Source organism: Oceanospirillum maris DSM 6286 (genome assembly GCF_000422865.1).
Taxonomy (GTDB): Bacteria; Pseudomonadota; Gammaproteobacteria; order Pseudomonadales; family Halomonadaceae; genus Oceanospirillum; species Oceanospirillum maris.
In genome coordinates this window covers 99,248-119,459 of the sequence record NZ_AUGW01000008.1, presented here as the reverse complement: position 1 = coordinate 119,459, position 20,212 = coordinate 99,248, and the positions used below count along the sequence as shown (strand labels likewise).

At 46.3% G+C, this 20,212-nt stretch carries 15 protein-coding genes; 7 read left to right on the top strand and 8 right to left on the bottom strand.

Annotated features, from left to right (window positions below):
• Window positions 1–14: 14 nt before the first annotated feature.
• From G517_RS0103415 to G517_RS0103390, 6 genes are all read right to left on the bottom strand, one after another.
• Window positions 15–4,034: a YhdP family protein gene (locus G517_RS0103415; RefSeq protein WP_028303237.1), complete on the bottom strand. Its 4,020-nt coding sequence runs from the start codon at window positions 4,032–4,034 to the stop codon at window positions 15–17.
• Between the two features lie 82 nt (window positions 4,035–4,116).
• Window positions 4,117–5,592, bottom strand: a complete 1,476-nt coding sequence (gene rng / locus G517_RS0103410) for a ribonuclease G (RefSeq protein WP_028303236.1) — start codon at window positions 5,590–5,592, stop codon at window positions 4,117–4,119.
• A 61-nt stretch (window positions 5,593–5,653) separates the two neighbouring features.
• Complete coding sequence (locus G517_RS0103405; protein ID WP_036590261.1) at window positions 5,654–6,253, bottom strand: Maf family protein; 600 nt, start codon at window positions 6,251–6,253, stop codon at window positions 5,654–5,656.
• Between the two features lie 45 nt (window positions 6,254–6,298).
• Complete coding sequence (gene mreD, locus G517_RS0103400; protein ID WP_036590259.1) at window positions 6,299–6,763, bottom strand: rod shape-determining protein MreD; 465 nt, start codon at window positions 6,761–6,763, stop codon at window positions 6,299–6,301.
• A gap of 3 nt (window positions 6,764–6,766) precedes the next feature.
• Window positions 6,767–7,675 carry a rod shape-determining protein MreC gene (gene mreC / locus G517_RS17595; RefSeq protein WP_084632040.1) on the bottom strand — a complete coding sequence of 303 codons (909 nt, stop codon included), beginning with the start codon at window positions 7,673–7,675 and terminating at the stop codon, window positions 6,767–6,769.
• 208 nt (window positions 7,676–7,883) lie between these two features.
• A complete protein-coding gene (locus tag G517_RS0103390) occupies window positions 7,884–8,924 on the bottom strand; it encodes a rod shape-determining protein (protein WP_028303233.1) in 1,041 nt (346 codons plus the stop codon).
• 302 nt (window positions 8,925–9,226) lie between these two features.
• Between G517_RS0103390 and gatC the strand changes: the two genes are divergently transcribed.
• From gatC to proX, 6 genes are all read left to right on the top strand, one after another.
• Window positions 9,227–9,514: an Asp-tRNA(Asn)/Glu-tRNA(Gln) amidotransferase subunit GatC gene (gene gatC, locus G517_RS0103380; RefSeq protein WP_028303232.1), complete on the top strand. Its 288-nt coding sequence runs from the start codon at window positions 9,227–9,229 to the stop codon at window positions 9,512–9,514.
• 119 nt (window positions 9,515–9,633) lie between these two features.
• Complete coding sequence (gene gatA, locus G517_RS0103375) at window positions 9,634–11,088, top strand: Asp-tRNA(Asn)/Glu-tRNA(Gln) amidotransferase subunit GatA (RefSeq protein WP_028303231.1); 1,455 nt, start codon at window positions 9,634–9,636, stop codon at window positions 11,086–11,088.
• Window positions 11,089–11,131: 43 nt separating this feature from the next.
• Window positions 11,132–12,592: an Asp-tRNA(Asn)/Glu-tRNA(Gln) amidotransferase subunit GatB gene (gatB, locus tag G517_RS0103370; protein ID WP_028303230.1), complete on the top strand. Its 1,461-nt coding sequence runs from the start codon at window positions 11,132–11,134 to the stop codon at window positions 12,590–12,592.
• Window positions 12,593–13,070: 478 nt separating this feature from the next.
• The gene (gene proV, locus G517_RS0103365; RefSeq protein ID WP_028303229.1) at window positions 13,071–14,261 is read left to right on the top strand and encodes a glycine betaine/L-proline ABC transporter ATP-binding protein ProV; all 1,191 of its coding nucleotides are present in this window, start codon (window positions 13,071–13,073) and stop codon (window positions 14,259–14,261) included.
• A 2-nt stretch (window positions 14,262–14,263) separates the two neighbouring features.
• The gene (gene proW / locus G517_RS0103360; protein ID WP_028303228.1) at window positions 14,264–15,361 is read left to right on the top strand and encodes a glycine betaine/L-proline ABC transporter permease ProW; all 1,098 of its coding nucleotides are present in this window, start codon (window positions 14,264–14,266) and stop codon (window positions 15,359–15,361) included.
• Between the two features lie 73 nt (window positions 15,362–15,434).
• A complete protein-coding gene (gene proX, locus G517_RS0103355; protein WP_051205973.1) occupies window positions 15,435–16,457 on the top strand; it encodes a glycine betaine/L-proline ABC transporter substrate-binding protein ProX in 1,023 nt (340 codons plus the stop codon).
• A 120-nt stretch (window positions 16,458–16,577) separates the two neighbouring features.
• Here the strand turns inward: proX and G517_RS0103350 are convergent, their stop codons facing one another.
• Together G517_RS0103350 and G517_RS0103345 are read right to left on the bottom strand one after the other, a co-directional pair.
• Entirely contained in the window at window positions 16,578–17,231 is a 654-nt protein-coding gene (locus G517_RS0103350; RefSeq protein WP_028303226.1) for a peroxiredoxin, read from the bottom strand.
• Between the two features lie 261 nt (window positions 17,232–17,492).
• Entirely contained in the window at window positions 17,493–18,494 is a 1,002-nt protein-coding gene (locus G517_RS0103345) for a cytochrome-c peroxidase (RefSeq protein WP_028303225.1), read from the bottom strand.
• A 356-nt stretch (window positions 18,495–18,850) separates the two neighbouring features.
• Between G517_RS0103345 and G517_RS0103340 the strand changes: the two genes are divergently transcribed.
• On the top strand, window positions 18,851–20,200 hold the full coding sequence (locus G517_RS0103340) for an RsmB/NOP family class I SAM-dependent RNA methyltransferase (RefSeq protein ID WP_084632039.1): 1,350 nt from the start codon (window positions 18,851–18,853) through the stop codon (window positions 20,198–20,200).
• Window positions 20,201–20,212: the final 12 nt, after the last annotated feature.

Genomic DNA, 20,212 nt, shown 5'->3' with positions numbered 1-20,212 from the left:
TCTCTTAGAGCAGGCTAAAAAACCCGCTTCAACTCAATTTTTGGTTTATCCCACTCACCTTTTATCGTGTAGGTAGCGCGGGTAAATTTCTCGAACAGATTGCCAAACACTTTCTGGACAATATAAATGGTTCCACCAATCTGAGGCGCACCGGCTAACACCGCCGCAAAAGGCAGTGTTTCTCCAACCGGCAAGGTAACCACCATCTCTTGATCAAACTGTTCGCTAATGAAGTCAATCTGACCGGTCATCTCAAATTTAGTAGCCGTACCGTCTACTTTAATAGGCTCACTAATAACGCCAATCCCCTTATTAAGGATCACTTTGCCCGTCACCTTATCATAGGATAAGCCTTTGCCTGATAAGTCAGAAAAATCAAGCTGAAGCCTACGCACTAGAGAGTCAAAGTTAAAAAGGGATAAGAGCTTTAAGGCAGAAACAGATTGAACTTGCTCAAACTGTCCTTTATCAAGATCAATAGCGACTTGACCAGATAAAGTTTTAGAATCAACCTCATGAGGCAAGCCTAGCCAGTTAAGACGCAAACCCATAGCCGCTTTACTACTGGTAACAGCAACAGGGATATCAAAAGCGTTCTGTACATCACTCAAATCCTTTCCCTTAACAGAGAAGATCAACGAAGATTCTGCTCGCGTCTTTTCATCGGGAACCAGCCAATCAAGAGTACCGGCAAAGTTAATACTTTTCTGGGATAGATTATTTAATTTTATCTGCCGTGACTGGCGCTGAGTACGGTAGCTAACATCCAGTTTTTGACCGCTAACGCCAAATACAACAAAGTTATCCACTTTAATATTCGCATTAGGCCATGCAGGTAGGAATATTTGCTCAAACAACTCCCGCCGTTCTGACCGCTTTGACTCCGCTTGACTATCCGGCTTCTTGATAAAGACCCGCTGCATATCAAGCTCCACAAGTTCAGAGCCAACTTTAACAACCCCTTCGAGCTGCTGTCCGGCAAAGCGTGCTTCAACCTCCTGTCCTGAGATTTCCGCATCAACCGTTAAATCATTTATCTCTGTATGCTGATAAGCAAGGACATCTGTTTTCAAGTGAAGCCGTACACGACCGGAGTCGTCTGTGGGATTACCGATACCGCTATTACCAATATTTCCGTTATTACCAATATGCCTATTACTAACGGTATCTCTGTTATGAACAATAGCTGAACTTGAAATATTTTGTTCAAATTTAGAGACCGAATTAACAACCGACTGACGGGCAAGCTCCTGCTTTGCAAAGGCTACCCATGGCGATATCTCAATATACGATTTGCCGATATAGAGATCCGTACGATTGCTCGCCTTATCCAAAGGCTTAGCACTAGGAATAGTATTACCAAACCAAACACCAACCCCGTACTCTGCTTTTTCAGCCCCTTGCCCCCATAAACCATGACTAATCAGATGAGATTCTGTGTCTGGCTCGCCATAAGCAATATAAAATTTATTACCCTGCTCCGCAAAGCTCATATCAATGCCTAAAGGCTGGGCAACCCCTTTAGCTTTGCCTAGAGGCTTAGGCAAACCAACCATGATTTGCTCCAAGCCCGAGGTCAATTTAAGCTTACTCACACGATCCAGTTCTAAGTCGAATTGGTAATCGAACGCCCCTTTAAGCCAAGGGGAAAAAGGCATCGGCTGCCAGCGGCTCAACGCCTCAGCTTTTGCCTGTCCCTCACCAGTCACCGTAACAGATTTACGCTCCAGATCCGTTGCGATGGAGAAGCGGGCTGGCCCACCTAAAAAATTGACCGTTGCTTTATCCGCACTTAGTCCCTGATCAATATCGTAAGTAATAGTCGACTGCAGATTCTCAAAAGGTGTCGATAGCTCAGGAATTAACAAGCGGTTATCTTTGGCATCAACCGTAACAACACCCGCCCCTTGACGACCATCCACAGGAAAGTGCAAGTCCGTTAATAACTGTAAAGGGGCACCAGATAATTGCCATTGGAGTAGAGATTCCGGTACCAGAGAAGCCAAAGGCGTATCGGTAAAAACCTGCCACCCCCACTCTGGTACTAAATCTCCCATTAAACGTAAACCCACAACGCTACTAGTACCGTCATCCCTTAAATCAACCTCACCAGACAAACCACTGTTGCCCAAATAGCGGCCTGAATGTAAAAGAACATCTAACTCGGTTCCATCCAGCTGAACCCGAGCATCCAGTTGATCCGCTTTAGGCCAGTCGGGCATAAATTTCAACGCACCCTGTTCTATATCCAGCATTAAAAGCGTTGATATTTCCCGTACAGGGGATTGAGAATCTAGGTTTAGCGTGCCGTCATAGATAAAACCACCGGTTTTAACCTGAGCTTGTTCAATACTGGTATTGAGCCATTCCGTTAGATCCTTCGGTACAATTAAATCCGGTATCAAACGAAGGCCAAAACTCTGCTCTGCATCCGTAAGTCCCACATTTAAATAGAAAAGATCATCGGCATCTTTAGGTAGTGTCAGATCAAACTCACCAGCAATTTCGGCCTCTTCTCGATTTAACTGTAAGCCTAAGCCATAAACCCGCAAAGCCTCACCAATATCCCAATGAACCTCTCCCTTCGCTTTATTAAACCACCAGCCGCCGCTATATAGCATGGGGTATCCCATATAGAACGCGTCAGAGTTAAAACGGATAAAACCTGCATCAGCACTGCTTTCTACATAGCCATTAACGCCTTTTAATACGGGAGCGCCATAAAAGGCATCAACACTCACCGTATCCAACTCTGTTTTGAGTAGAAAGCCCTGACCTGCGGTTTGACTCACAGTGAGGTTGTTAAGCGTGCCTTTAGGTTGTAAGCGTTGAAGGGCATCTCGCGCAGCACCTGGCAGTTCAGTCCAATCCAATAAGGTTTCACTGACTGTTTTAAGATCTAAATCAGCAACCTGTAGGCTCCAGCTATCCGGTGTTTTATAAGCCGCTATTTGGTTAAGAACGAAAGATCGTCCCTGTAACTTAAGCGCTAAATTATCAGCAATAAGCTCCCAGCCAACTTTTTTACGCTGCCAAAATAGAGTGGTATTTAAATCAGAAAGCTCAATTTTGGGTAGATCAGGCAAGGCCAGCTTAAGGAAGCCATTTTCAAGTTCGCCTTTTAAGCTATGCAGCTGGCCATTTTGCCAATGCCCCCAAAGTTCTAACCCGCCTTCAACCTCAGGTGAACTAAAAGGCAGTAAGTGGGCCACTTTTTCTAGCCAAGAGGTCAGTGATTGAGAATCTGCTTGTAGGTAAAATTCAACCGTTAAAGAGCGCTGATCAAAGGGATCGCCTTTAACTTCCATGATAAATTCAATCTGCTGAGGGGTTTCAGGATTAAGTTGTAGTTGGCCTTGTAGGCGCTGAATGCCATCCACTTCATAAACTTCTAAACGACGACTATAAGCTCGATATTCTCGACCAAAACGGTCCGTAAGCTCCAACCAAACATGCTCCATTTTCAGGTGCTGCTGACGAAGCAAAAAGTTAAGTAGCAAGGTAATCGGCGCAACATCATCCCGTAAACGGTCACCCTCTCTAAGGGTTTTACGCTTTAATTCAGAAGAGGCATCTTTTTCTTTAATCTCAGCACTTACCCCTTGGTTTTGCCATCCGTTTAACAGCCAAGATTCGTCACCGCCTTGCTTTAAGCGCAGCGTTACCCCTTCGATAGAAGCTTGCCGAATAATAGGATATTGATAACGAAAAGAGTTTAGGCTATCCAGCTCTAGGCTAAAGCGATCAACGGTGATAGCAGGCTTAATAAGCCCTCGACTATCAACATCTGGAGCATAGATCGCAATTTTATCAAAGCTGATAAAAGGGTCGAAATCGTTCCACTGGCCGTCAAGCTGATCAATCTCAAGATTGATCGCCAAACGCTCATTGGTCCACATAACAATATCGTCTCTATAATTTTCCAGAAGAGGAAAAAAATAGCGACCCACACTAACATACAGCGCTAAAACAACCACAATAGGCAGCACGAGCCAAATAATACTGTGGTTAAAAATATGTCGAGGTACAGACATTAAAAAAACCAAAAATGGCGAGTGTTGGTCATAATAAGTGATCGTCTCTTAATCATATTTAGAAATGATCGTTTAATCATATTTAGAGTAGAACAATGTCGAACTGCTCCTGACCATAGAAGGTTTCCACCTGAAACTTAATCGTTTTCTTGATGAAAAGCTCTAAATCGGCAACACCGGCAGACTCTTCATCCAATAAGCGGTCAACAACCGGTTGAGCCGCTAAGACCAAGTAAGTATCCGAGCCATAAGCTCGCTCTTCACGCAGAATCTCACGGAAAATCTCATAACAAACCGTTTCTGGTGTTTTTAGTGTTCCCCGTGCATCACAGGTTGGACAGGGTTCGCACATTACCTGCTCAAGGCTTTCGCGGGTTCTTTTTCGCGTCATCTGAACCAATCCCAGCTCCGTAACACCAGAAAGCTTAGTCTTGGCGTGATCTCGCTCTAGATTTTTTTCTAACAAACGCAATACTTGACGTTGATGCTCTGGGTCTTCCATATCAATAAAGTCGAGAATAATAATGCCACCCAGATTTCTCAATCGCAGCTGTCGCACAATGGCGGTGGCCGCTTCAAGGTTGGTCTTAAAAATTGTCTCTTCTAAATTGCGATGCCCAACAAAAGCCCCTGTGTTGACATCAATGGTGGTCATCGCCTCCGTTTGATCAACTACTAAATAACCGCCAGACTTCAATTGCACTTTGCGGCCTAGGGCTTTTTGGATCTCATCTTCAACACCGTAAAGATCAAAAATAGGTCGTTCGCCTGGGTAGTACTCAACCTTGCTTTCAAGACTCGGCACGAACTCTTGAACAAACTCTTTCAGCTTGGTGAAATTTTCCCGGGAATCAATTCGGATTTTCTCAATTTCTGGACGAACAAAATCACGCATGGTGCGCATAAAGAGCGGTAGATCTTCATAGATAATGCTTTTGTTCTTCGCGCCCTTACAACGGCGTTCCACCGCTCGCCAGAGACGCAGTAAGAAATGCGTATCGGCTAAGATTTCATCTTCACCAAAGCCCTCAGCGGCGGTACGAATAATAAAGCCACCCTTTCGTTCACTGGCAGACTCTTCATCATCAAGCACGGTGTTTTCTACGATATTACGCAACCGCTCGCGCTCCACGTCATCTTCAATACGCTGAGAGACGCCGGTGTGAGGCGTGTGCGGCATATAAACAAGGTAACGAGAGGGGATAGAAAGATGCGTTGTTAAACGAGCACCTTTTGTACCAATCGGTTCTTTGGTGACTTGGACAATCAGAGACTGGCCTTCGTGCAACAGAGCACTAATACTTTCAACCTCTGTACCGCTTTGCCGATTAGGTGGGGCAACATCAGCGGCATGAATAAAAGCCGCACGCTCTAAACCAATATCAACAAATGCCGCCTGCATACCGGGCAGAACTCGAACCACTTTGCCTTTATAGATATTGCCAACAATACCCCTGCGGCGGGTGCGCTCGATATAAACCTCTTGCAGAACACCATTTTCAACCACAGCGACACGCGTTTCCATCGGTGTGATATTAATTAAAATCTCTTCACTCATCGCTACTCCCTCCCTGCGATAGGAATTGCTATAAATCAGCTCTTTTCACGGTTGACGCTTTTTATGAACGCTCAAGAAGCCGAATTCCAAATTGTTTTAATAGGTCTGCCGTCTCAAATAAAGGCAAACCCACAACATTGCTATAACTACCTGAAACAGAACGCACAAAAACAGCGGCTAATCCCTGAATACCGTAACCGCCAGCCTTATCAAAAGGCTCCCCAGTATCGCAGTAGGCAAAACACTCTGCTTCAGTTAATGATCGAAAAGATACATCCGTCACACTAATAATGGACTGCACACGATCATGCTGACAAACCGCAACCCCGGTCATCACTTGATGAGTCTGGCCAGATAACGCCATCAGCATATCTACAGCATGGCGGGTATTTTTCGGTTTACCTAATATTTTTCCCTTCAGCACGACAGAAGTATCAGAGCCCAGCACAGGTAAATGAGTTCCTGAGCGCTTTTGACCGGCTGCTGCTTTCTGCTCAGCTAAGCGCAACACGTAAGACGGTGCCGACTCTCCCGGCATCACGGTCTCATCCAAATCAACGGGATACAGCAAACAGCTCAAGCCTATTTGCTCCAACAGCGCCCGACGGCGAGGGGAGGCCGAAGCCAGGCATAGATCATAGGAGATATCGTTATTTTGCATCGTGTTAGACACTTTTTTGTAATAGTAATAGTCTTGTGACAGGTATCACTTAATCTGGAATCGGCGGCGTATGGTACGCATAGCAATAAAGAACCACGGCCAAAGTAACGTACTGGCCACCGCAGGCAATAAAAATGCAACGGTATCAGCGGAGACACTGGTCAAATTCTGCACCCATTGAGAAATCATCAAACTGATGCCAATTAAAATCCCCACCATCATCGCTTGCTGCCAAGCCCCATAGTTCCTCAAACGCTGAAACAGCAACAGAGACAAATAAGCCACAACCGACATAGATAAAGCATTCTGCCCTAAAAGAGAACCGTCTAACAAATCCATACACAGGCCTAAAAAAAAGCCAGCAAGTACGCCAATACGATGCGGAAGGGCGATACACCAATAGATCAGAACCATCGTCGCCCATTCTGGCTGAAACCATAAAATACTATCCGGCAGTGGCATAGCCGCTAACAATAAAGCAAAAACAAAAGTAAAAAGAATAATAGGCATGATCTACGGCTGCTCCTTCTTGCTAGGTTTCAGAGGAGTCTCAGGAGGTGCTTTAGTCGTCTTCGTTGTTTCATCAGAAGCCTCCGGCGCAAGCTCAGTATCTTTCGGATTCAACATAAGCACATAACGGCTGCGTTCAAGCTGAGCCAATGGACGTGCAGTAACTCTGGCAAAAGGCTTACCTGGTTCATGTCGTACTTCACTCACCTCAGCAACGGGGTAGCCTTTAGGAAAGCGCTCACCTAAACCCGACGTGACTAACAGATCACCCTTTCGAATATCTGAAGTATCCGGTACATGACTTAAAGTAATCTCATCAATATTACCAGAGCCAATGGCAATGCCTCTAAAACCGTTACGATTCACCAAAACCGGCACCGCATGAGCCGTATCCGCAGCCAATAGAATACGACTGGTGTACGCACTCACCGCAATCACCTGCCCCATCAAGCCCAAAGCATCAACAACAGCCTGTCCTTGATAGACACCATCTTGCCGGCCTCTGTTAACCAATACTTGGTGAGTAAAAGCATCCGCATCAAGGCCGATAACTTCTCCCAATAGGAAGTTATCTTCAAAGAGTTTCTCGGCATTCAATAGTTCTCGAAGACGAAGGTTTTCGGCAATGAGATAAGCCATGAGCTGATTTTTACTCGACAGCTGCAATGTTTGCTCTTTCAAATGTGCATTTTCTTCTAACAGCTCACTGCGATCAGAAAATGTTGCCGCGCCCCAACTCCAGAGACGGTTAGGTAGGTCAACAGCCCATTGAAGAGGAGTTACCGCGACGGTCATGATCGAGCGCACCTGATCCATATGCTGATAGCGATAATCAGAGATCATCAGCGTTAACGATAGGACAAGGCAAACCAATAATCGCAGCCCCCACGATGGGCCTTTATTAACAAACAACGGGTTAATTGCAGTCTCCTTAAGCCTGTTCTTTGCTCAATTCACTCTTTTGTTTAAGTACAAGGCCAATAAATAGAGGCCAAAAAGAGTGGTTACGATCAGGTCGTCAATAAATGGCGGGAAGAAATTTTTAGGAAGAGTAAACAAAAAAATGGCGGTATTCAAACCGCCATTTCGTTTAGCTGTGATTTAGGTCACTCGCTAACGTTTAACCTTCTGTAGAGAGTAGGTCAAACGTGTGCTGATCGATCATTTCCAGAGCACGACCACCGCCACGAGCAACACAGGTAAGAGGCTCTTCGGCGATAATAACGGGCAAGCCGGTTTCATCAGCGATCAATTTATCAATATCACGTAGCAAGGCACCACCACCAGTTAGAACCAGACCGCGCTCGGCGATATCAGAAGCTAGCTCAGGTGGCGATTGTTCCAGCGCACTTTTAACCGCTTGAACGATAGACGACAGAGGCTCTTGCAGAGCTTCTAGAATTTCATTCGAGTTCAGCGTAAAGCTACGTGGAATACCTTCAGCAAGGTTACGGCCGCGCACATCAATCTCACGTAGCTCGCTCCCTGGATAGGCACAACCAATCTCTTCTTTAATACGCTCTGCTGTAGCTTCACCAATCAAGCTACCGTAATGACGGCGCACGTAAGAGACAATAGCTTCATCAAAGCGATCCCCACCTACACGCACAGACTGTGCATATACCACCCCGTTTAGGGAGATAATCGCAATTTCAGTCGTACCACCACCGATATCAACCACCATAGAACCGTTGGCTTCATCGACGGGCAGTCCCGCACCGATTGCAGCAGCCATAGGCTCTTCAATCAAGAATACTTCACGAGCGCCTGCACCCATCGCAGATTCACGAATCGCGCGACGCTCAACCTGAGTTGACATGCAAGGTACACAAACCAAAACACGGGGACTTGGAGTTAGAAAACTGTTCTCGTGCACTTTATTAATAAAGTGCTGCAGCATTTTCTCAGTTACATGAAAATCTGCAATAACACCATCTTTCATTGGGCGGATGGCGGTGATATTGCCGGGTGTACGACCCAGCATACGTTTGGCGTCCAAGCCTACAGCTGCAACAGTGCGCTGATTTCCATGATGACGGATAGCCACAACTGAAGGCTCATCCAAAACTACGCCGCGACCGCGGACATAGATCAAAGTGTTCGCTGTACCCAAGTCGATGGACAAATCGCTTGAAAACAGTCCTCTGAGTCGTTTAAACATGTGGTTTTTTTCACCTAAATCCAATTTACCCTGTGCTGGCAGAACTCTATCAACCGCAGCCCCCCACGGCAAGATACAAATGTGCTAGCGGCGCGGAAATATGTTAAATTACGCGTCTATTTTGTTATTTAACCCGATCTTTATGATTTAATCCGATAAATGCCACGCCACCGCGCCTTCGCACCTGTCATTAACCGAATGGGCACTTCTCATTAACATGAGCACCGCTCATTAACGTTAGTGACTGCGGTAAGTAAAGGCCTTTGGCCATTAGTGGCTCAATCAGGGCAGGAAGAGACATCATGGCTCTAGAACGATCCGATGTTGAAAAAGTCGCTCACTTAGCGCGACTCAAAATCGAAGACAATGACATCCCAGAATACACCCGCAATCTATCCAGTATTTTAGAACTGGTTAATCAGATGCAATCGGTGGATATCGAAGGTACGGACCCACTGGCTCATCCTCTGGATGCAACTCAGCGCTTACGTCATGACGAAGTGACTGAGAGCAATCAGCGCGAGCATTTCCAGCAAAACGCTCCAGCCACTGAAGCTGGTTTGTTTCTGGTACCTAAGGTTATTGAGTGATCTCAGTAAGATCCCGCAATCCCTGAACAAGACTCTATCCTAACGTAGTTATTAACCGTAGTTATTAACATTAACGTAGGAACGGTATCCAAAAACCGTAGCAAAGGATTTAATCCCCCATGCACAACAAGACTATCGCTGAACTTGCCAAAGGTCTTGCCGACGGTGACTTCTCAAGCGTCGAACTGACCCGCCATTTTCTAGGGCGCATTGACGCACTAGACAGCCAGTACAACAGCTTTATCACCGTAACGCCTGAGCAAGCTTTGGCTCAAGCAAAAGCCGCTGATGAAACTCGTGCAAGCGGTCATGCTAAAGCGCTGACCGGCGTGCCAATGGCTCACAAAGACATTTTCTGCACCAATGGTGTACTGACAACATGTGCCTCTAAAATGCTAGCCAACTTTGTTGCACCTTACGATGCAACGGTTGTTAGTAATTTTAACCATGCAGGCATGGTGTCCTTGGGTAAAACCAATATGGATGAGTTCGCCATGGGCTCTTCCAACGAGAATAGCTATTTTGGCGCGGTAAAAAACCCGTGGGATCTTAAAGCCGTTCCCGGCGGTTCCTCTGGAGGCTCTGCGGCGGCTGTAGCGGCTCGTTTAGCCCCAGGCGCAACGGGTACAGACACCGGTGGCTCTATTCGCCAGCCGGCAGCATTCTGCGGTATCACCGGCCTTAAACCGACCTATGGTCGCGTTTCTCGCTGGGGTATGGTGGCCTACGCATCCAGTCTTGATCAGGGCGGCCCAATGGCACGCACCGCTGAAGACTGTGCGCTGATGCTCAATGAGATGGCGGGCTTTGATCCTAAAGACTCTACCTCACTGAAAAAATCTGTACCGGATTATACCGAAGGATTGGATCAACCTCTTAGCGGCCTACGTATCGGCTTGCCAAAAGAGTACTTTGGTAAAGAACTGTCGGCAGAGATGTCTGATGCCATCATGGCTTCGGTTAAAGAGTTTGAAAAGCTTGGCGCAACGATCCAAGAGATCAGTCTGCCGAACACCATGCTGGCTATTCCGTCTTATTACATTATTGCCCCTGCAGAAGCTTCTTCAAATCTATCCCGTTTTGACGGTGTTCGTTACGGCTACCGCTGTGAGAACCCTGAAAACTTAGAAGATCTCTACAAACGTTCTCGCGGAGAGGGTTTCGGCAAAGAAGTACAACGCCGTATTCTTGTGGGTACTTATGCGCTATCAGAAGGCTATTACGACGCTTACTACCGTAAAGCCCAACGTATCCGCCGCCTGATCCAGCAAGATTTCCTGAATGCATTTAACGAAGTCGATCTAATCATGGGGCCAACAACACCAACCCCAGCTTTTGATCTAGGTAGCAACAGCGACGACCCCGTTCAAATGTATATGGAAGATATTTACACGTTAGCCGTAAACCTAGCGGGTCTACCCGGTATTTCTGTACCGGCAGGCCAGATTAATGGCCGCCCAGTTGGCTTGCAGATTTTGGCAGGACACTTTAAAGAGTCTCAACTGCTCAATGCTGCGCACCAGTTCCAGAAGGCAACCAACTGGCACCAACTGGCCCCAAGTTCGGGTGAGTAGTTACAACGAACCCCGTTTAAGACCCGTTTAAGAGGATAGCACTATGGAATGGGAAGCAGTGATCGGGCTGGAGATTCATGTTCAGCTCGCCACCCAGTCTAAAATTTTCTCCGGCGCCAGCATTGCCTTTGGCTCGGAACCAAACACCCAAGCCTGCGCCATTGATTTAGGCCTACCGGGCATTTTACCGGTACTGAATGAAAGCGCCGTTGAAATGGCCGTTAAGTTTGGTTTAGGTGTTGAAGCCGAAATTGGCATGAAGTCTGTTTTTGAGCGTAAAAACTACTTCTACCCTGATCTACCTAAAGGCTACCAAACCACTCAAAACGATCTACCTATCGTAGGTACCGGTATTATTGAAGTGGAACCGGAAGAAGGCAAGATTCGCCAGATTCGCATTCACCACGCCCACCTAGAAGAAGATGCAGGTAAGTCTCTACATGAGACCTATACCGATGATCATGGCCGTGGCATGACCGGTATCGATCTTAACCGCGCCGGTACTCCTCTGCTAGAGATCGTATCCGAGCCGGATATTCGCTCAGCAAAAGAAGCCATTGCCTATATCAAAGCGATCCACAGCATTGTCACCTATCTGGGTATTTCAGATGGCAATATGGCTGAAGGCTCCATGCGCTGCGATGCTAACGTTTCTGTACGTCCGAAAGGGCAGGAAGAATACGGCACCCGTGCTGAAGTTAAAAACATCAACTCCTTTAAGTTCATCGAAAAAGCGATCAACCACGAAATTGAGCGCCAGATTGAACTAATTGAAGATGGTGGCCGGGTCAAACAGGAAACCCGTCTGTACGATTCTGAAAAGAACGAAACACGCCCGATGCGCAGCAAAGAAGAAGCCAACGATTACCGTTACTTCCCCTGCCCAGATCTACTGCCGGTTGAGCTGGACGAAGCTTATATCGAGCATATTCGTTCTGAAATGCCTGAGCTGCCTAAGCAGAAAAAACAGCGCTTTATTGATGAGCTAGGTCTTTCTTCCTATGACGCCGGTGTGCTATCAGCCACCCGCCCAATGGCAGAATACTTTGAGCAAGTTAAAGATCGTTGCAACGATGCAAAACTGGCTGCGAACTGGGTGATGGGTGAACTGGCTGGACAGCTGAACAAAGAGGGTCTGGATATTGAAAACAGCCCTGTTTCAGCACAACAGCTAGGCGATCTTGTTGCCCGCGTTATGGATAACACCATTAACGGTAAAGCCGCTAAACAAGTCTTTGCCGCGCTATGGGCAGGGGAAGGTGCAACCGCCGATGACATTATCGATGCAAAAGGCCTAAAACAAGTCACCGACACCGGCGCAATTGCTGCTGTCGTCGATGAAGTTTTAGCCAGCAACCCGCAACAGGTTGAGCAGTATCAAGCCGCACCGGAAGATAAACGCGGCAAAATGGTCGGCTTCTTTGTCGGTCAGGTCATGAAAGCCTCTAAAGGCACGGCTAATCCGCAAATGGTTAACCAGCTGCTAAAAGAAAAACTGGGCTAGCCCTTATCTCGCTATCCCCCAAACCGCCTCTATTGAGATCATTTATTGAAATCAATAGGCGCGGTTTTTTTTTGGCCTATCTTATGAGGCCTGCCAACCCACAAGAACCAACCCACAAAAACAATAGACCACAAACCTTTTGTAATCGTTACTTATACAACAATACTTAAGGGACCACCTCAATCATCCCTCACCATTTCCCATGCACTTATTTAGAGCATCTTACTATTTAAAGCTATTTGGAACAGATGAAGTCTATAAAGATACTTTTATTTAGGTTTTTTAACTAAATTAGATTTTAAAATCCCAATACCGTTGAACGTTTACCAATTAACATAAAACCTGTATGGTAATAATAAACATACACCTATAACTAAAAACAGGGTTATTAGCGCTATAACGGGGTTGCCACCCACTATTTTCATTAGCCCACTAATCAACCTTTCTTGTTCACGACTCAGGAATCTTACCCAGATCTATGTCGGTTAAACTCGAAATCAAAAACCTCTATAAAATCTTTGGTGAAAATCCAGCCAAAGCCCTTTCCTTGCTTGATCAAGGCATCAATAAAGACGAAATATTCTCCCAAACCGGTCAAACCGTTGGGGTTAAAGATGCCAGTCTATCCATTAATGAAGGCGAAATTTTCGTCATAATGGGTTTATCAGGCTCTGGTAAATCAACGCTAGTACGCTTGCTTAATCGCTTAATTGAGCCGACGAGAGGCCATGTACTCATTGACGGCGAAGATATTGCCGCCATGAACGATGAGCAGCTCAGACAAGTGCGCCGTAAAAAAATCAGTATGGTCTTCCAGTCCTTTGCCTTGATGCCGCACATGAGCGTACTGGATAACACAGCCTTTGGCTTAGAGCTGGCAGGCGAATCTGTAGAAGCGCGTCACGCCAAAGCTTTAGATGCCCTTGACCAAGTTGGCCTTGCGGCCCACGCGGAATCTTACCCCGATGAATTATCCGGCGGGATGCAGCAAAGGGTTGGCCTAGCCCGTGCATTAGCAAACAACCCTGACGTTATGTTGATGGATGAGGCCTTTTCTGCCCTTGATCCTTTAATCCGCACAGAGATGCAAGATGAGCTGCTGAAGTTACAGGCAGATCACCAGCGCACCATCGTCTTTATCTCCCATGACTTAGACGAAGCAATGCGTATCGGTGATCGCATCGCCATTATGCAGGGCGGAGAAGTAGTACAAACAGGCACTCCCGATGAAATCTTGCACAACCCAGCCAATGATTACGTGCGCTCATTCTTCAAAGGCGTAGACGTATCCAATGTCTTTAGCGCCAAAGATATCGCCCGTAAAACTCAAGTCACCATTGTTCGCAAAGATTCCAGCGAAGGACTTAGAGCCAGCCTTAAGCTACTGCAAGATAACGATCGAGATTATGGTTACGTCGTCGATAAACGCGGCACTTTCATCGGCGTTGTCTCTGTCGACTCACTAAAAGAAGTCATTCATACCGACCTAACTTTAGAGAAAGCACTACTGACCGAGCCAAAACCTGTGTCTGCCGAAACATCCATTGGTGATCTGATCGGGATAGTCGCCAAAACCAGTTATGCCGTACCTGTTATTGATGAACACCAGAAATACCTAGGAAACATTAGTAAAGGTCGTCTACTGGAAACCTTGGATAGGGAGATATAACCATGAGCACCGAAAACAATCCCTTTGCTGAAAATACGCAAAACACCGAAACAGATAACCCCTTCGCTACCGAGCCAGCCCACGCAGATAATCCTTGGGGTAATGCAGAGCGTTCCTCTGAAGAAGTGACCCAGAGTGAAGATTGGCTGAATGGTGATGTCGCTCCCGTTATTGAAGATGTGCGATCTTTTGCAGACCCATTCGCGGAATCATGGATTCCCTTAGAAGGCTGGGTTGAAGATGGCCTCTCTTGGGTTGTGGGTAACTTCCGTCCTTTCTTTAGCGCCATAAAAACACCTATTGATGCCACGTTAACCTCTATTGATACATTACTAAATGCAACACATCCGTTTGTAATGATCATTATTTTTGGTTTATTGGCGTGGCAACTGGCGAATAAACGCCTCGCAATTGGCACTATTATTAGCTTGTTTATTCTAGGCGGTATTGGCGCTTGGAGCGAGGCGATGACCACCCTCTCTCTGGTGCTTACCTCTGTATTCTTCTGCGCACTGATCGGTCTTCCATTTGGTATTTTGATGGCACGCAGCGACAAAATAAACCATATCCTGCGACCCACATTAGATGCGATGCAAACCACCCCTGCGTTTGTTTATCTCGTACCGATTGTGATGCTATTTGGTATCGGTAATGTACCTGGTGTGGTGGTGACCATTATCTTCGCCATGCCGCCGATTATTCGTCTGACCAACTTAGGCATTCGCCAAGTACCTTCTGACCTTATTGAAGCGGCCCACTCCTTTGGTGCAAACCCTCGCCAGATGCTCTTCAAAGTTCAGCTACCGCTTGCCATGCCAACCATTATGGCTGGCGTTAACCAAACCCTGATGCTTTGCCTGTCGATGGTTGTTATCGCTTCAATGATCTCTGTAGGCGGCTTGGGTCTTATGGTTTTACGAGGTATTGGTCGTCTTGATATCGGTCTTGCCACTGTTGGTGGTGTGGGTATCGTTATTCTAGCCATCATCCTAGATCGCATGACTCAGGCTCTTGGTCAAGATGCTCGCAGCCGAGGTGTTCGCCACTGGTACGAAGTCGGCCCTGTAGGTCTCACTCGCCGTCTAATTGGCCGCGCTTAAACCCACTTATTATTTTTTGCTTGATGGTTACCAGAAAAAAACTTTTCTATAAAAAGAGTCTACGGAGAACCGCATGAAAACACCGACCAATAAAGACAAAACAAAGATCACCGTTTCATCAATCGCAACTGCTATCGCCTTAAGCGCCAGCTTAAGCACCGCAGCTTTTGCGGCATCACTGCCTGGTGAAGGTGTCAGCGTTCAGGCTATTCAAAGCCCTATCGCTGAAGAGAAATTCCAAACGGTTATTGTTAACAAAGCACTAGAAAAGCTGGGTTACGATGTCAAACCCATCAAAGAAGTTGATTACAGTGCAGGCTATACCGCAATCGCCAGCGGTGATATCACCTATATGGCGGTTAACTGGTTCCCTCTGCATAACAACATGTATGACAATGCCGGTGGCGACAAGGTGTTCTACCGCGAAGGCACCTATGTAACAGGGGCTGCACAGGGCTACCTGATTGACAAAAAAACCGCCGATAAATACGGTATTACCAAAATCACCGATCTGAAAGACCCTAAACTGGCGAAGCTATTTGATACCAATGGCGATGGCAAAGCAGATTTAACGGGCTGCCAAGCAGGCTGGGGTTGTGAAGGCGTGATCGAACACCAACTAACTGAGTTTGGTTTGCGGGATCATATCACCCACAAACAAGGTCAATATGCTGCGATTATTTCTGACACCATCGCCCGTTACAACGATGGCGAATCGATTCTATACTACACTTGGACACCTTACTGGGTATCGGGAAAACTGGTTCCAGGAAAAGATGTCGTATGGTTAGAAGTACCTTACTCCGCCAATCCAAACGGCACCGATACCAAGCTACCTAACGGTAAAAACTACGGCTTTGATATCAACTCAGAGCGTATCGTTGCGAATAAAGCATGGGCCAAAGAAAATCCAGCAGCCGCTAAACTGTTCCAAATCATGAAACTGCCTATCAATGCGATCAGCGGTGAAAACATGATGATCAGCAACGGCCAAGATTCTGTAAAAGATATTGAGCGCCATGCTGACCTTTGGATCAAAGCAAACCAGAAAACCTTTGATCAGTGGATTGAAACCGCAATGAAAGCCGCTAAATAAGCGCTTACAGCTAATGCGTTAAATTCACAGATACAAAAAAGAACCCCCGTTAGCCTAGGCTAACGGGGGTTTCTTTTTATACAAAAAGCGCGTTATAACTTTTGTTATAACCAGTATTAGCTACAACTGTTTAGTACAGTAATAGAAATCAACACAGTCATAATCACCGGAGTTCATTCTCTCTTCAGCCGCTTCCGCTGTTGCCGCAGGCGGTACAATAACTTTGTCCCCCGGCATCCAGCCTTCAGGTGTTGCCACACCATGCTCATCACTGGTTTGCAGAGCATCTAACAGGCGCAAGAACTCTGGAATTGAACGACCATTACTCATCGGATAGTAAACCATCGCCCGAAGAATACCGTTTGGATCAATCATAAAGGTCGCTCGAACCGCAGAAGTATCAGCCGCACCAGGGTGGATCATACCGTAGGCTTGAGCCACTTCCATTTTTAGATCAGCGATAATCGGAAATGGAATTTCAACACCAAATTTTTCTTTGATATTACGCATCCAAGCAATATGTGAATGATGGCTATCAATAGATAAACCCAGCAGCTCACAATTACGCTTATTAAACTCAGGTGCCATTTTGGCAAATGCCATAAACTCAGTCGTACACACTGGAGTAAAGTCAGCGGGGTGTGAAAACAATACCAACCATTTACCTTTGTAATCTTCCAATGTTTTAACGCCATCAGTGGTTGGGGCATTAAAAGCTGGGGCTGGCTCGTTTAAGCGTGGCATACCGATCACTTGTTTTTCTGTATTTTCCATGATGTAACTCCTGCTTTTTTAGTCTAGCGGGCTTAAAAACTATACCCCTAATTTAACAGCAGCTTATTAATAATAGCTATAAGGTTATTCCAATAAGCTTTATCGGTAAAACCTATCTATCTACACATATATCTATCCACATATCTACCTGTCTAGGCGTCTCGCTATCTTAAGAAAAAGCCCTGAAGGATATTTATCTCAAGCTTTCTCAAGATCCTTCAAGGCTTAAATTGACTCTTTCAGCGTACAATCATTAATCCATTAATCGAATGGGCGTGGCTCCGGTGTCCCATCCACTGATGGCGGCAAAATCGGCATCAAAAACTGCGGTTGATCTCCAGTTAGCGTCTTCAGAAAAGCAACAATTTTAGCATTCTCGTCGGTAGAGAATTTTCGTCCTAACTGCAAGCGCCCCATAACATCAACCGATTCAGTCAAGGTTTTTGCTTCACCATCATGGAAGTAGGGATACGTTAGCTCAACATTGCGCAAGGTTGGAACCTTAAAGGTAAAACGATCAACATCTTGACCAGTAACCGCAGCACGACCCTCAACGTTGTTACTGGTTTGGTACGGCTCCACAACGCCCATTTTCTGATACGAGTTTCCGCCAACGGCTTCACCGTTATGACAAGCCACACAGCCGCTGTCTTTAAACAGCTTATAGCCTTGCTTCTCATAATCATTAATGGCCATTTCATCACCTAGAAGCCATTTATCAAAACGTGAGTTCGGTGTAACCAGTGTCTTTTCAAATTCAGCGATAGCATCAGTAATACGGTCAATATTAACCGTGCCACTATCATTAAATACCAGCTTAAACTCCTGAACATAACGAGGAATAGAAGCCACAACATCAACGGCCAAAGTATGGGTTGAAGCCATCTCACCTGGATTAGCAATAGGCCCTCCAGCTTGCTCTTTTAAGTCACCAGCGCGACCGTCCCAGAACTGAGCCAAACTCAGGCTAGAGTTAAGTACCGTTGGCGAGTTAATAGGCCCCTGCTGCCACTTGTGGCCAATCGATGTTTTCAGGTTATCAGTGCCGCCCATACTCAGGTTATGGCAGGAGTTACAGGAAATAAAACCAGATGCTGAAAGCCGTGGATCAAAGTATAATTTTTTACCCAGCTCCGAGAGCGCCAGATTAATCTCTTTAACCGGTTGTACCGGAGAGATTGGCTCATTCGAATGATCATTAGCCATTGCAGATGCCGCTAGGGCGGTTAGAACGCCACCTAAAAATACGTTTTTAATTATCATAAAGACCTCATCAAGTATCATTCCTCGCACCAAGCCTAAACGTATAACAGCTACTAACAATCAATATCGGCCGCAAGCATGACCTAAGCCAATTTAGGCGACTTTGCTTTACCTATTTACAGCATTTCTTTTACTTATTCACAGCACTCTATTTTATTTACCGGCTTACTTTAATTCGACTTAAACGCCAAGCGGTATAAAAGACGCTGATAGATAAAAATACCGACCATTAAAACCATTGCGGGCAGGCGGTCAAATACTTATGATGCCAGCCCTGATTGGTTTGGCAGGCGTGCTTTTTTGTGCGCTAAAGCCCGCCGGATCTGCCTCCTGTTTCTGAATGAGTTTGTTATCCCATGTCCTCAAAAAAGCCGTCACGATCCCCTAAGAAGCCCTCTGCAAAAAATGCGGGAAGACATTCAGCACGCTCATCGGGGCAATCTGCACGCCCAACAAGGCCACCGGGTCGCTCTTCTACCGCTGGACGAGGCTCAAAGGCCATTGCCCCATCAACCTTTAATGATGTTGTCACCGCACTACTGATTGATGTTCTGCAATATAAAAAGCCTCTGGATCGTTGCTACGCGCACCATTTCTCTCGCCATGAGATGACCGCTATTGAACAGGGCAGAATTGTTACGGCAACAGGCGACATCATGCGTCGCTTAAACTTCTATCTGTATATTGCAGAATTAGACGATGCCGCGGATATTAAAGCACCAGAACGTTTGCTTCTGGCATGGTTAACAGAGCAGGGGCGCGCACCGGCTATTAAAAAAACCAAAGGGAAAAAACCGAGCTTCAGTATTGATTTCCGTCGTATTCGTCAGGCACAGGAAGACCCTCAGTTAAATGATGGCTGCCCAGAGTGGCTGGATAATATGGGGCGGGCACAGTTAGGCCCTCGCTGGGCAACGGAACGGGCGGCACTGGCTCAGGCACCGCTGCGCTATGTACGCGTTAACCTCCTGAAAGGCTCCCGAGAACAGTTACAGCAACAGCTTAAAGCAGAGCAGATTCCCAGTGAATTAGTCCCTAATCAACCTGATGCGTTAATTATTCGTGGTGATGTACCGCTGTTTCGTAGCAAATGCTTTCAAGATGGTTGGTTTGAGCAACAGGACTTAGGCTCCCAGCATATTGCACGACTGCTAGCGCCGTTACCGGGCATGTTAACCGTTGATGCCTGCGCAGGAACCGGTGGTAAAACCTTGCATATCGCAGCTTTAATGCAAAATAAAGGTCGCATTATTGCGATGGATATTGAGCAAAGAAAACTGGATCAGCTGCGTAAACGCGCCAAACGTACCGGTATCAATAACCTAGAAACCCGCTTGATCGAATCATCGACGCAAATTAAACGCCTGCGTGCTAGTGCTGATCGTGTATTACTGGATGTTCCCTGTACAGGTCTGGGTGTTCTTCGTCGCAATCCTGAGGCGAAATGGAACCCGATGTTTACCGATCTCGACCAGCTTTGCGCCACACAGCAAGATATTCTGCAGCGCTACAGTAAGATGGCAAAAGTGGGTGGCGAAGTGGTTTATGCAACTTGCAGTATTCTTCCCCAAGAAAATGAGGAGCAAGTTGCACACTTTCTGAAAAATTGCAGCGGAGCCTTCGAGCTTGTAGAGCAAGTAACACTTTACCCCTCTATGTTTAATAGCGACGGCTTTTACATGGCTAAATTAAAACGCACCGCTTAAGCCATTTTTGAC